This is a genomic window from Paenibacillus sp. CFBP13512, assembly GCF_005233705.1.
GTDB lineage: Bacteria > Bacillota > Bacilli > Paenibacillales > Paenibacillaceae > Saccharibacillus > Saccharibacillus nuruki.
The window spans coordinates 1-15,254 of sequence record NZ_QGAD01000014.1; the positions used below are offsets into that span (position 1 = coordinate 1).

Consider the following 15,254-nt stretch of genomic DNA (forward strand, 5'->3'; position numbering starts at 1 on the left):
TTATACTTATATTTTATATTCTCTTTTTTTAAATACTAAATAGCATAGATTTCGGTGGTTAACCGAATTGTAAGCGGTTAAAAGAAAAGCTACCGATTATATCCATTTTGCCATATCAAAAATATTCAGCTATAGTCTAGTAAGTATGTAAGTATAAAGAAGTAGATTACAGATAGGATGGGTTATTGAATGAGAGATAAAGTAGTCATTCCGTTGTGGGCAGCTGGCATATTTCTAGTTGTTATGAACACAACGATGTTCAACGTTTCTTTACCGCGTATTCTTGCTGATTTACATATTAGCTCTTCTCTAGGTTCATGGCTAATTTCAGGATATTCGATAGTCTTTGCGTTATCGGTTGTTATTTTCAGTCGGTTGTCTGATTGGTATCCTGTTCGTAAATTATTAATGGTTGGAATATTGTTATTGGTCGCTTCATGTGTGATCGGATTTACAGCGAATAATTTCCCTATGGCTATGTTGGCTCGTATTTTACAAGCAGCAGGTGCAGGACCTATGCAAGGATTAGGATTAGTACTTGCTACCCGTTATGTTCCAAATGATCGACGTGGCAAATCGATCTCATTGATTGCAGCTGGTGGTTCGCTTGCTTTTGGTATCGGCCCTGTACTCGGTGGGATTTTAACAGATAGCTTAGGTTGGAATTCTTTATTTTTGGTCACTGGATTGATTGTATTACTTGTTCCTGCGTATTGGAAAATGCTTCCTTCTGAAAAAGAGTTTTCTTTTAAAAAGGATCAGAAGTTCGATATTGTCGGTGCAGGATTACTGGTCATCGTTATTCCATCTCTACTATTAAGTATTGGTCGCTTATCGTGGGTCAATCTATTGATAGCTATTGTTGCTTTTATTGTATTGGTCTTTCATTTACGTCGATCTTCCAATCCATTTATTTTACCAGAGCTATTCCGCAATACCGCTTATCGTAAAATGTTGTTTATGTCGTTTTGCTGTTTTGCCATTAACTTAGGAATGGTGTTCCTTATTCCATTAGTGCTTAATCAAGTATTTGGTCAATCTGCTTCTTTTAGTGGATTAATGATATTCCCGGGTGCTATTTTGTCAGCGATTATGACCCCTATTATCGGTCGATGGATCGATCAGTATGGTAATTATCGTTTATCCTTTATCGGTTATATTATTATGGTCGTGACATTTGCTGGGTTAATCGGCTTCTTAACGTTCTCTCCTTATATCTTAATGGTTGCTTACATGCTACTGGCTTCTTCGTTCTCAGCTGTAGGTGCATCTTTGCAAAATGAAGTATCTCGTATGCTTCCACGCAAGCAATTGTCTTCAGGTGTAGGCGTATTTCAGTTAACACAATTTTTCGGTGGTGCTACAGCTACTGCTGTTTTCGGATTATTGATCGCACGTAATCCATTTGAATCGGCTTCAGGCATCTATCGTATGAATTATGTTGTTTTGTTAACGATGACGGTATTGTCTTTCATTATGTTAATCTGGTATATGCGTAGTAAACCTGCGGAACCTGCCGATCATCATATCAAAATTTAGTTTATTTATAATAAGGTCAGATCACATAACAACTGCCTATGGAGCTGGATCAACAGCTTTTGTAGGCAGTTGTTCTTTTTATAGTGTGTAATATCTTATTTTTTGGTATGCTGAATGGTGAACTCTATTACATATCTAAGGTGGGAAACGGTGAATGTCTATTTTATCGCATCTTTCCTGGATTTTTATCGCGATTAATATCTTTTTCGCTCTTTTTATTGTGTTTATGGAAAGGCGCAATATTGGAGCAACATGGGCATGGCTAATGATACTGGTGTTTTTACCGGTCGTTGGGTTTATGGTCTATTTATTTTTTGGTCAGAATTTGAGTCGGGTCAAAAAATTCAGATTGCGTAAAGAATTCAGATCTATTATCGAATCGGTTGTTGAAGATCAGCGTCAGGAATTTCACTCTAGAAGTTTCTCGTTCAATGATCCTTCGATCGGTCGTTATCATGAGCTTGTGCATATGAACTTGATCAGTAATTATGCGTTGTACACGCAAGATAATACAGTTCGCATTTTTGCTGATGGTAATGAAAAGTTTGACGCTTTATTTGAAGATATTGCGAATGCCAAACAATATATTCATATTCAGTATTATATTATTCAGCGTGATGAATTGGGTCGCAAGCTGATTGATGCCTTAACTGCCAAAGCTCGTGAAGGGGTTACTGTACGTCTAATTTATGATGCGTGGGGTAGTTCGAAAGTAAACAAAAAGTTTATCCGTGAACTTCGTGAAGCCGGTGGTCATGCCGCTGCCTTTTTCCCACCCAGTATTCCTAAAGTAAACTTCAAACTCAATTATCGTAATCACCGCAAATTGGTTATTATTGATGGGGATTGTGGTTATATTGGTGGCTTTAATGTAGGCGATGAGTACTTGGGTAAAGTAAAACGATTTGGTTACTGGCGTGACACTCATTTACGTGTAGAAGGCTCCTCGATTTTGCAAATGCAGACTCACTTTTTGCGAGATTGGCATCTGGCATTAAATACACCGATGTCTGAAGACTATTCGTTGTTTGCTGTAACCAAGCCTTTTACGGGTAATATCGGGATGCAAATTGTATCCAGTGGCCCGGATAGCAGCTTGGAGACGATTAAATATTCGTATATCAAAATGATCTATGAAGCGAAAAAAAGTATTATGATCCAGACACCTTATTTTATACCGGATGAAAGTATGGTTACTGCGCTCAAAGCAGCCATGCTCTCAGGTGTGCAAGTGCATCTAATGATTCCAAAAAAACCAGATCATCAAATGGTCTATTGGGCTTCTTACTCTTATTTACGTGAGTTGTTAGAGTTGAATGTTAGTTGTTATTTGTATGAAAAAGGATTTCTTCACGCCAAAACAATGGTCATCGACGGTACGATCGCTTCTGTCGGTACAGCCAATATGGATATTCGTAGTTATAAGCTTAACTTTGAAGTGAATGCGATTGTATATGATAGTGAAACGGCTGCCAAGTTGGAAGAACTATTTTTACAAGATATTTTGGATAGCAAAGTTCTTACACTGGCTGATTACGAAAATCGTCCATTGTATCAACGGATGCTTGAATCGTTCGCTCGTCTGCTTTCTCCGATATTATAAATAACAAAAACTCGCTTTCTTCTGAATTCTTCGAGGTGAAGATGATTCGGATCGAATAGCGAGTTTTTGTTTTATATCTTATTCCGCTTGTATTTCTAATTTCTTTATACTTTCATAGAGATTATCCATACTTTTATCTACATCATCATAATAAGCCCATGCACGTTTCCAACAATCAATAACTTGAAGCAATTTATGTTCCCCTTCTACCTTATGTATTGGTATTACATCAATCAACAATGATTTCAAATAAATCTATCATTATCATTTTAATATCGGTCAACTCTATTATCTATTTAAGAGATCACATTTATTTTGATTGACAGTTCGTACCCTCCATATTATGATTCAGAATAATATTTCTCATAAAACCTATAGGATTTATGTAATTAATTGGAGGGGATTAAGAATGTTACCATTTTCTACAGCATTTCTGCAAAAATCTGTTCTTCGTAAGTCTGTTATTGCCTGGACACTCGCCGTCTCTGTTATAGCTTCACCTGTATTGTATAGCAGTACCAGTGATGCGGCGACTGCTGTTGTAGCTCAGCATGAGGTTAGCGCTTCGGAATACTCGCAATTTTTACAATCCAAATTCAAGATTTCTGTTAATAATGGAGTAACACGTGGTCAATATATCCAAGACTTGGCAACAGCTTTGCAATTAACTCCTGAAAAATCTGAAGCTAAATTTACAGATGTACCAACCAGTAATAAATGGTACAACGCAGCAGCTACTTTGTCTGAAAATGATATCCTCTCCGGTACAACCGTTCATCCTAATCAAAAATTAGATGCGCGCACGGCTATTTATTTCGCAGTCAAAGCGGCTGGTCTGAAAGAACTCGCATATACATATCCTCCGGCTAAAGTAAAAACAGCTCTTGCCAAGCTTTCTATTCAACCTTCTACCTTATCTACACAAGCGGGTCAGGAACTGGCTGTCGCTGTCGATAGCGGATTGCTACCTAAGTCTCTTTATTCATCCGTACAGGCTGCTCATACCGCTTCTCCGTCGGCTACATTTGTCGAAACTGTACTCGGACAGGTATTAAAGTTCAAAGGACAGTATAAACACTATCTGGGTTACACCAGTGATGATGATATTTATGCCAAATTACAAGATGCTTATAACACTTCCCGCCTTATTCAAGCTCCTGAACTGCAAGAACTGGCGAACAAAGCGTTAGAAGAAAATTTGGTAACAGGTTACAATGTCAAAGATAACCGTTATGAAGCTAACTTTATTGATTCATTATCACTTAATTATGGTCATGACGATATCAAACATGCTGTGCAATTGATCGGTTTACTTCGCAGTGAAGGTATTTCTGCTAAAGTACAATTTGAACCAAAAACGTCTGCTTTCATTTATTTGAAAGAATGGGGGGAACCCAAATCGACAGAAGATTATCATGTCTCCCAAATTGCTAACGGTAACTATATTGCTAATGCTAAAGAATACGATTTAGCTTTTGAATTTGCTAATACAGCTGACAAAAACAAATTCCAAAAAGTCATTCTGGCGTATGCTAAAAAAGATAGCGAAGATCAAAAAGGATTGATCTATAGCTCATGGTGGCAACCACTGTATTATTCTCAAACGGCTCTTAAAGATTATGATGTGATTAGTAATAATAAAATCACACAAGGTGATTATTATGTACAATCCTTCTCTCTTAATGACAAATCGGCTACTGTAGCTGCTGGGTTCAAAGCACTTGATCCTTCTGTGAAAGTCGATCGTTATCAATTCTGGGTAGATGGCCCATTCTTTAATTATTTAAATGGAGATTCTAAGTAAGTACTGTTTTTTAAAAGTTGATCTTAGGCTTAGACATCCTTCTTTTTTATACTTTTGCCTAAATAAGAGTTTGTAGACATACTCTTCATGTTATAAAGTATATTTAACAACGATCGCTGTATCTCTTACAGATAAGCGGTCGTTTTTTTGATTGTTTTTAAATATGGATTAGGGTAGCTTTTGACACGTGCAGGTGCTCTGTTGAAATTGTTTGCTTGTAGTATCACGGGTGAGCTTATTTTGGTTTTCCTATTATGAATTTTTCATATATTGAAATAGTATAATTAACATGAATAGTGATCCAAATGTGTTGATACAATCTATAACAAAAAAAGTCTTTAATATAGAAAGTATCACTTCTTTACGTAAAAAGTGACTTTCTATATCTTAGACTTTTTGAGGAGCTCTCTATTCATTTTCAGATCAATAATGCAATATTTTCTTGGTATATAAAAGGAAAACAAGAAACTATTATACTTTTATAGTTTATATCTTTATTTGCGTACGTAGATGAGTTGGCGCTGTATATCGTTATTAAGATATCCTTGGATGTCTTCTACAGCATCTTCATAAAAGCACTTATAATTATCGTCCGATACATAACCAATATGTGGTGTTCCTAATACATTAGGTAATTTGCGCAGAATATGATCCTCTGCCAAAGGTTCTGTATCAAATACATCCAGTCCAGCACCGGCAATGATTCCTTGTTGCAAAGCTTCAATCATCGCCGTCTGATCGACAATGCCTGCACGCGATGTATTGATCAGGTAAGCAGATGGTTTCATCAAAGCGAACTCTTGCGCTCCAATCATGCGACGTGTGCGATCACTGAGTACCAAATGAATCGACAGAAAGTCACTTTTTGCTAATAATTGCTCTTTGGAAGTGGCTAATTGCACACCTACTGCTTCTGCTCGCTCTGGTGTTAAATGTTCACTCCATGCCAAAATATGCATACCCATCGCTTGACCGATCAGCGCCATCTGTTGACCGATTTTACCAAGCCCTAATAATCCTAATGTTTTACCTTGCAACCCAACACCTATCGTACTCTGCCATGCGCCACCATTACGGAACGCTTCATTTTCTTGAATCAAATGACGGGATAACCCATGAATAAGTGCCCATGTTAATTCGGTTGGTGCAGCGCCTTTCCCTCTGGTTCCACAGACAGTAATACCTAATTTTTCTGCTGCTTTGAGATCGATCGAAGCATTGCGCATACCTGTCGTAATTAACAATTTGAGGTTAGGCAATTTACGCAATACATCTTCTGGAAACTTGGTACGTTCACGCATAATCACTAGAATTTCATAATCCTGAATCGCTTCAATCAATTCATTTCGATCTTCAAAATATTCATGATAACTATGAATATTAACTTGAGATTCGATCACTGACCAATCTGCCATCTGCTCGGCAACATGTTGGTAATCATCAAGAATGACACAGTTCAACTTCATCGTCTACTACTCCTTTTGGTATTTGAATATTGTCTAATCATAGATTCATTGTGTGTATAAATTATGTTTACTAATATACCATACTCCTTGTTTTGTATGACTTACTTTTAATTGAATATTTTTCTTTTCTATTATGAAATTTTCATGTGTTGAAATAATAAATTCATTTATTTTGATAGATTTAATTTCTTCTGTATCATTCTCTTTTATATTTATGCTTGACCTTTTACAATCACACTCCTATAATCAGAAATCAATAGCACATCCCAAATAAATATCAGGCTTTGACCAAAGACATGGTTCATATTCTGCACTGCCCAGAGAGAAAAGCGATTGCTGAGAGCTTTTTCAGTCGACAAATGTGAAATTACCCCTTTGTAGCCGTAGTATTGAACAGATGGTACATCGTGATCATCTTATTAGATAGTACCGCCTAATCCCCGTTAATGGATTCCAATGAGGACTTTTCTCTGCATGATCATAGCGTATTTAGCTATTTCTACAGGGAGGTCAAATTAGGGTGGAACCACGAGCCAAGCGCACTCGTCCCTTTCTGGGACAGTGTGCTTTTTTGCGCTTACTATTCTAATTATTGGAGGAATCTATAATGTCTATTCACATTTCTTTACCTGATGGCTCGATCCGTTCTGTAGATTCACCTGTATCTATCGCTGAGTTCGCTTCTTCGATCAGCACAAGTCTTGGCAAACAAGCCATTGCCGGCAAGATCAATAATCAACTGGTTGACCTCAATACTATCATTGATCAAGATAGTGCGGTTGAGATGATCACACTGGATGATGCTGAAGGATTAGCCATTTATCGTCATAGCACTGCTCATCTAATGGCACAAGCGATTAAACGCCTTTATAGTGATCAACAAGTGAAGCTAGGCATTGGTCCTGTGATTGCAGACGGATTTTATTATGATATTGATATTGCTAACCCTTTGTCTGTAGAACAATTAAGAGATATTGAAAAAGAAATGAACAAGATTATCAATGAAAACTTGCCGATCGTCCGTAAAGTCGTTAGTCGTGCAGAAGCATTGGCTATTTTTACAGACATCAATGATCCTTATAAATTAGAGTTAATTCACGATCTGCCGCTAGACGCAGAAATTTCAATCTATGAGCAAGGTGAATTTTTCGACCTTTGTCGTGGTCCTCATCTTCCTTCCACTGGCAAAATAAAAGTATTCAAATTATTGCATGTTGCAGGCGCTTACTGGCGCGGTGATGCTAATCAGAAAATGTTACAACGTATCTATGGAACAGCTTTTGCCAAAAAAAATCAATTGGATGAACATCTTCATATGCTAGAAGAAGCGAAAAAAAGAGACCATCGCAAACTGGGAAAAGAATTGGATTTGTTTATGTTCTCAGAAGAAGCACCCGGTATGCCGTTCTATTTGCCTAAAGGAATGGCTTTGCGGACAGAATTGGAGAACTTTTCACGCGACATGCAATTGAAAAATGGCTATCAAGAAGTTCGTACACCGCTAATGATGAATCAGCGACTTTGGGAACAATCCGGTCACTGGGATCATTACAAAGACAATATGTATTTTGCTCCTGTGGATGCAGAAGCATTTGCTTTGAAACCGATGAACTGTCCGGGACATATGTTGATCTATAAAAATGATCTGCATTCTTATCGTGAACTTCCTATTCGGATGATGGAGTTCGGTCAGGTACATCGTCATGAATTCTCCGGTGCGCTTAACGGTATGATGCGTGTGCGTACTTTCTGTCAGGATGATGCTCATATCTATGCGATGCCACATCAGATTGAAGATGAGATCAATCAGGCGATGACACTTCTCGATGATATGTATAAAGTATTTGGATTTGATTACAAAATCGAATTATCGACTCGTCCAGCAGATTATATGGGTGCAGATGAGTTATGGGATCAGGCTGAACAAGCGCTAAGTAATGTGCTGGATCATCGAGGAATTGAGTATACACTTAATGAAGGTGATGGTGCCTTTTATGGTCCCAAAATCGACTTTCATATTCTAGATGCGCTCAAACGTAGCTGGCAATGCGGTACTATCCAACTTGATTTTCAAATGCCTGAAAAATTCGATCTGACTTATATCGGTGAAGACAATCTCAAGCATCGTCCTGTTGTGATTCATCGCGCGATCTATGGTTCGATCGATCGCTTTCTAGGTATACTAACAGAACATTATTCAGGTGCTTTCCCTGTCTGGTTAGCTCCAGTGCAGATTAAAATCCTACCTGTTTCTGAACATTATATTGATTATGGATTGCAAGTGAAACAACAATTGATCCAAGCAGGTATTCGTGTTCAGATCGATATTCGTAATGAAAAATTAGGTTACAAAATGCGTGAAGCTCAAATGGAAAAAGCGCCTTATATCTTGGTTGTTGGTGAAAATGAGAAAAATGCTAATTCTGCTTCTGTTCGTCAACATGGCGGCGCTGATCTAGGTGTTCTTTCTATAGAAGAAATTATTTCAACAATTGCTCAGCAAAATAACGCTAAGTCGTAATCAAGTGAACGTTATTTGAGCAACATTTTTCCAAAAGAAAAAGAATCCTTTAGCAAATTGCCTAAAGGATTCTTTTTTGTACATATACTATATTATTTGAACATTGCCTATCATCTGCACCATCTTAGATTAATTTAGCTAATTTGAGTAGACGTTGCATAACGGTTGCTGTCTCTGCTCTACTCATTTGACCTGTTGGGTTCAGTAATTTGCCATTCCCTTGAACTACACCCGATGACAACACTGCTTGAGTGGCTGTCTGTGCCCAAGTGGCTACTTTGTTTTGATCTGAATAGCTGCTTAATGTAGCGCTACCTGCCGTTTGTTGCAGTTTGACAATAGCGATCGCCCGGTTCAAGATCACAAATGCTTCTTGACGAGAAATCGTTTGAGTTGGACGGAATGTACCATCTTCATATCCATCGATTAAGTTGTAGTTATTAGCGACAGTTACAGCACCCATATACCAATCAGATGTCGATACATCTGTGAATTTGGAAGAGGTTCCTGTATCCGATAAACCTAGAGCACGCACTAGAATAGCTGCAAATTCTGCTCTTGTCACATTGCTATTCGGATTAAAATGAGTAGCATCCACTCCATTGACAATAAGGCGTGAAGCCATATCATTTACCGCTGATTTCGACCAATGATTAGCTACATCTGATAATTCTTCTGGATTCCAGATGAGACCGTAATTACTATTGGTCAAGCTGTTAACGACTGCATAATAAGCTTCGCCTTGCTTAGCGACCGCAGTAGGCACATGATGAATATTTTGCTGTGCATCGACAACAACAGCTGTTGTAATACGACTAGGATCATATGTTGCTGGAATTGGTAATTCGCGTTTGACATAAGTGGTAAATTCATTCACCGCTGACGTCTGATTATTGTAAGTAGCTGTAACATTGAAGTCTACTGGAGCTACCGCTACTATAAATCCATCACGAGCAGCACGATTATTCAGTGCATTAATCACTGCATCTGTACTACGAGTAATGGTGACATTGACTTCTAGCTGTGCTGAATTCGCATTGTTACCAAGTTCCCCTGCTAATTGTTGAATACGCAATTGAGTAGAAGGTAATGTGTAATTACCTAGTACAGTCTCAATACGTAAAGTTGCTTGTGCACCTGCAAGAATCTGTACTGCTTCCCCAGTTAATACAGTATTGATCTTGTCGGCACTCGCTTTGACAGGAATAATAACTTGTGGAGCATTGCCTTCATTCGCTAATAAATTGCCTAATTTATCGGTATCTACTATGGCTGTAAAAACAGATTGACCATTTTGTTGATTTAATACCCCTGTAGCGATTTGTTCAATTTGTCGTCCATTGACGATAATTTCAAAACCACTTGATGTAGATGGCGTTGTAGGTTCTGTTGTACCTGGGTTTGTGCCCGGCGTACTAGGATCATCTGGATTACTCGATCCGCCACCGCCTGAGCCAGAGTCCGATTTCTTATCACGTTTGATCGTGATCGTATACGATTGTGTAGCACCATTTTGAGCAGTAACGATAATCGTAACTACATTCTCTCCTACAGACAAAGCAATTGGATCCGATGTTCCTGCATCTGCAAGTACTTTACCATTAACGGTTATCGTTGCATCTGAATCATATACCGATGCTGTAACCGTAATATTGTTTGTAGCGTTACTTACACTCATATTATAATTATTGATTTCTGGATTAAATGCTGGACTGAATACAAGTCCATTAACGGTTAATCCTTTGAGATTGCTTCCACTTGAAGCAGATTTAGCTTTGATAATCAGATCAAATGTTTTGGTATCTGTAACACTTCCACGTTGGACTTGAGCAGTTAAGCGAACGTTCTGGTCACCTTCACTATAGGTACTGCGTGTGACTGTACCTGTAGAACTTACTCGTTGTGGATTGCTTGATTCCCATGTAATAACGGTATTATTACTTCCTGTTAGAGCAAGTCCTACATTTTGGGTGACTGCATTGGCAGTATCGCCATTTGCATATTGTACTTGCAAAGCATTCATATCTTCAGCTACTGCCTGTACATCCGTAATTGGAAGAGATTTGACTACTACGGTAAATGTTTTAATCGACAGTGCTGCATTTTTCTGAATCAATGCATTTAGAGTGACGGTCACATCAGAATTAGGATAAGATGGACGCGTGACTGTTCCGTTATTTTGTATCACGCTTGGATTATTTGTGGTCCAATTAATAGTAGTAGCGTTAATTCCTGTGGTAGGTAACGTAAGATTCTGAGTCACCGAACTCTCACTATCTCCTGTTGCATAGCCAATCACTAATGTATTATATGCTTCACTTACAGCATCGGCATCACTGATATTGTTACGGGTAACTGTAATCGTATACGTTTGTGTGGTTCCATCTGTCATCGTAATCACAACTGGAATCGTGTTACTTCCTACAGCCAAAGGAACAGTCGTTGCTGTAGCACTAGTAGCATTTATTCCTGCTACTGTTAATTGTTGAGGTGTAGTGATGGTTGTTGGTGTGACTTGGATGGTGGAAGATGAATAATTAACTGTAGCTGTATACGATGTTGTAGCTGTATCAAACACAGGATTCAATGTCCCAGCGCTAATCGTTAAATTACTTAGATTAGGATTTTGAAGACGTTTCACTTGAAGAGTATACGTTTTAATCGAATTATCTGATGCTGTCACTTCAATAACAATACTATTATTTCCTGTAGCAAGACCGACTATTGTTGCAGTACCACTTGTAACCAAATTACTATCGATTCTCACTACAGCATTAGGATCATCTGTCGTCGGCGTAACACTAATATTACTGGTTGCATCATTGACTGAAGCTGTATAAGACGTAACTGTCGCATCAAATGCTGGCGACAATGTACCTGCACTGATCAATAAGTTAGCTAAATTAGCATTATTCGTTGCAGCAGCCCGTGTTACTGTAGTAGTGTATGTTTTGGTCGTTGTTCCATCTTGCGCTGTGACTATAGTGGTAATGGTATTGTCTCCTACATTTAATGCAATACTTTGTGAAGCATTTCCACTACTTACCGCAACTCCATTTACAGTCAAACTTGCTGCACTATCCGCTACCGTTGGTGTGACAGTCAGACTACTTATATTATAACCAACAGAAGCTGTATAACTAGTTGTTCCTGAGGCAAATGTTGGAGACAATATACCCTGACTCAATACCAAATTAGTTAGATTAGCATTAATGCTTACTGCTCTAGTGACAGTAATTGTGTACGTTTTAGGCGAACCATTTTGCGCTGTTACAGTAATTGTAATGGTATTACTTCCTACATTTAATGGAATACTTTGTGAAGCATTTCCACTGGTTACGGCATTTCCATTCACCGTCACACTTGCTGTATTAACTGCTGTAGTCGGTGTGACTGTAATACTTGTTGTTGCATTACTCACACTAGCCGTGTAACTGGGTGTTGCTGAGTTATATGTGGGAGATAAGGTTCCCGAACTTATGGATAATCCGCCTAAATTATTATTACTATTTGCTGCTCTAGTGACAGTAATTGTGTACGATTTGGTTGTTGTTCCGTCTTGTGCGGTAACTGCCGTTGCAATCGTATTACTACCTACATTTAATGCTATCGCTCCTGAAGCATTTCCACTACTTACTGCGACTCCATTCACTTTCACACTTGCTGTAGCATCTGCTAATGTGGGCGTTACGGTAAGGCTTGTCGTTGCATTGCTTACACTAGCAGTGTAATTGGTTGTTCCTGAAGCAAAAGCAGGAGACAGTGTTCCCGAACTTATGGATAGTGCACTTAAATCGGCATTTGTACTTGGAGGTGCTGCGCGAGTCACAGTCACTGTATATGTCTGAGTTGTTGTTCCATCTTCTGCAGTGACTACCGTTGTAATCGTATTACTGCCTACCGCAAGAGCAATACTTCCTGAAGCATTTCCACTTGTCACTGTTGCTCCGTTAACCGTAACAGTTGCATTGGTGTTAGATACTGTTGGAGTAACCGTTAGACTGGTGACATTATTAGCTACGCTAGCCGTGTAACTTGTTGTTCCTGAGGCAAACGATGGGGATAACATTCCCTGACTAATTGCTAGGCTACTTAAATTGGCATTGGTGCTTGGGGCTGCCGCACGAGTCACAGTCACTGTATATGTCTGAGTTGTTGATCCATCTTGCGCTGTAACTATAGTTGTAATCATATTACTGCCTACTGCAAGAGCAATACTTCCTGAAGCATTTCCACTGGTTACCGTAACTCCATTTACTGTAACTGTTGCATTACTATTGGCTACTGTTGGGGTAACCGTTAGACTCGTAACGTTATTATTTACGTTAGCTGTATAACTTGTTGTTCCTGAGGCAAACGATGGGGATAACGTTCCCTGACTAATCGCTAGACTACTTAAATTGGCATTGGTGCTTGGGCCTGCTCGTGTAACCGTGATGGTATACGTTTTGGTCGTTGTTCCATCTTGTGCTGTTACTTCTACTGTAATCGGATTGCTTCCTACGGATAAAGATACCGTTCTAGCTGTTCCACTCGTAGTAGCAGTTCCATTCACTTTGACAGTAGCATTCGCTTGATTGACTGTTGGGGTGATATTAATAGTAGTGACACCAAATGCTACATTTGCGCTGTAACTTGTAGTGCCTGAGGCAAAGGTTGGAGATAATATTCCTTGATTGATCGAAAGAGCATTAAGTGTAGCATCAGTACTTGCTGGGGCAATAGCTTGAGTTCTAATGTTTCCTGCATCACCTACAGCTGTAAATTGATTACTGCTTGATGCTACTCCATACAAAACGGGCGTTGCATTCGGTGTTTCTGAAGTCCATGATGTACCATTACTCGAAGTCAAAATAACTCCATTTGTAAAAGTTCCATCAAGATCTCCAATAAGTACATATTTACCACCACTATAAGTAATATCATAAAAAACAGTTGCTGACGCTCCAGAAATCGGTTGAGGAGCATTCCAACTTGTCCCATTGGTAGATGTTATTATTTTTCCATCTGATGTTGCGTAAAAAGAACCGTTTAAAAATCTGACCGAATATAAGGAGCTACTTCCTGCAATCGGTCCTCTATTGGTCCAATTTACACCATCTGGTGAACTATAAGCTATTCCATTCGCACCTACGGCTACAAAGATGTTATTCCCATAAGCAACTCCTAAAAAATCATCTGAAGCAGGTTTTGTATTTGTCCATGTGATAGCATCTGAGGAATAATAAATATTTCCAAGGTTACCCACAATTACATACTTCGAGTTTCCATAACTAATCCCACTTAGATTAATAACTTCATTCACATTAGAAACGGTTCGTGCTGTCCATGTTACAGCATCGTTAGATGTAAAGGCACTGAAATTATCACCAATAACTACCCATTGTCCTCCTGCATAAATAACATTATTGAGAGAATGAGTACCAAGATTACTTTTAGCCCATGTAGCTCCATCAGTAGATGTAAGTACTAACCCCTTTATATTGTTAGTATCTGATCCATCTACGCCTACAGCTACCCACATTCCATTTCCATAGGCAACTTTATAAATAGGTTGATTCGTATTAGATGTCACTGTTGTCCATGTGGTAGCCGCAGAAGCTACGTTGTTACCTGACCACCCTGTCGAAGTCAATACTAGAATTAAGGCTAACATCATACAAAAAAATCTTTTATACCTGTTAAAATAAATAGGTTTTGTCAATGTTTTACCCCCTTCTATCTGTAATTGGAGGAGGATTATACTATGGAACCGTTTTTAGGCGAACTTCGGATATTTCCTTATGGTTTTGTTCCAAAAGGATGGCTAGCATGTAATGGACAATTACTACCTGTCAATCAAAATTCTGCTCTCTTTTCATTATTAGGAGTCGTTTACGGCGGAGATGGAAGAACGACATTTGCTCTACCTAATTTACAAGGACAAGTTCCACTTGGAACAGGAGTTAATTCATCTGGAACCACATATGCATTAGGTCAAAAAGCTGGCGAAGCCAATCATCCACTTACTGTTACTGAGATGCCTCAACATAATCATAATATAAAAGCATCTTCTGCAACTGCTTCTTCCAAAACACCAACAAGTAATGCTTGGTCAACACCAGCGCCGAATACTTATAAGCCTTCTACAGGTGCAACAGCCGTAACATTAGCGCCTAATGCTCTTGCTAATGCTGGGACAGGGACAGGTCATAACAATATGCAACCTTATTTGGCACTGACCATCTGTATTGCCACTACCGGACTTTATCCACCTCGTCCTTAATAGATATAGAACGTTTCACATCTATAGGTGTAATACAAGCAATCATCATATTATTA

Annotated in this window: 8 protein-coding genes; 5 read left to right on the forward strand and 3 right to left on the reverse strand. The window is 38.7% G+C overall.

The genetic code is table 11. The features are described 5' to 3' along the window. Positions 1-189 precede the first annotated feature (189 nt). Positions 190-1,539: an MFS transporter gene (locus PaeCFBP13512_RS17810; protein WP_069328207.1), complete on the forward strand. Its 1,350-nt coding sequence runs from the start codon at positions 190-192 to the stop codon at positions 1,537-1,539. A 154-nt stretch (positions 1,540-1,693) separates the two neighbouring features. After that, positions 1,694-3,142, forward strand: coding sequence for a cardiolipin synthase (gene cls, locus PaeCFBP13512_RS17815; protein ID WP_137224981.1), 1,449 nt, complete (start codon positions 1,694-1,696; stop codon positions 3,140-3,142). Positions 3,143-3,220: 78 nt separating this feature from the next. Here the strand turns inward: cls and PaeCFBP13512_RS23260 are convergent, their stop codons facing one another. Beyond that, positions 3,221-3,391: a hypothetical protein gene (locus PaeCFBP13512_RS23260; RefSeq protein WP_161594298.1), complete on the reverse strand. Its 171-nt coding sequence runs from the start codon at positions 3,389-3,391 to the stop codon at positions 3,221-3,223. A 160-nt stretch (positions 3,392-3,551) separates the two neighbouring features. Between PaeCFBP13512_RS23260 and PaeCFBP13512_RS17820 the strand changes: the two genes are divergently transcribed. Next, the gene (locus PaeCFBP13512_RS17820; protein ID WP_241669424.1) at positions 3,552-4,946 is read left to right on the forward strand and encodes a hypothetical protein; all 1,395 of its coding nucleotides are present in this window, start codon (positions 3,552-3,554) and stop codon (positions 4,944-4,946) included. 494 nt (positions 4,947-5,440) lie between these two features. Here the strand turns inward: PaeCFBP13512_RS17820 and PaeCFBP13512_RS17825 are convergent, their stop codons facing one another. Further along, on the reverse strand, positions 5,441-6,412 hold the full coding sequence (locus tag PaeCFBP13512_RS17825) for a D-2-hydroxyacid dehydrogenase family protein (RefSeq protein ID WP_137224983.1): 972 nt from the start codon (positions 6,410-6,412) through the stop codon (positions 5,441-5,443). A gap of 607 nt (positions 6,413-7,019) precedes the next feature. Between PaeCFBP13512_RS17825 and thrS the strand changes: the two genes are divergently transcribed. Further along, positions 7,020-8,933, forward strand: coding sequence for a threonine--tRNA ligase (thrS, locus tag PaeCFBP13512_RS17830; protein ID WP_069328202.1), 1,914 nt, complete (start codon positions 7,020-7,022; stop codon positions 8,931-8,933). 124 nt (positions 8,934-9,057) lie between these two features. Here thrS and PaeCFBP13512_RS17835 read toward each other — a convergent pair whose 3' ends face one another. Beyond that, positions 9,058-14,592 carry a cadherin-like beta sandwich domain-containing protein gene (locus tag PaeCFBP13512_RS17835; protein ID WP_161594299.1) on the reverse strand — a complete coding sequence of 1,845 codons (5,535 nt, stop codon included), beginning with the start codon at positions 14,590-14,592 and terminating at the stop codon, positions 9,058-9,060. 87 nt (positions 14,593-14,679) lie between these two features. Here PaeCFBP13512_RS17835 and PaeCFBP13512_RS17840 point away from each other — a divergent pair, with 87 nt between their 5' ends. After that, the gene (locus PaeCFBP13512_RS17840) at positions 14,680-15,198 is read left to right on the forward strand and encodes a phage tail protein (protein WP_137224987.1); all 519 of its coding nucleotides are present in this window, start codon (positions 14,680-14,682) and stop codon (positions 15,196-15,198) included. The last annotated feature ends 56 nt before the right edge of the window (positions 15,199-15,254 follow it).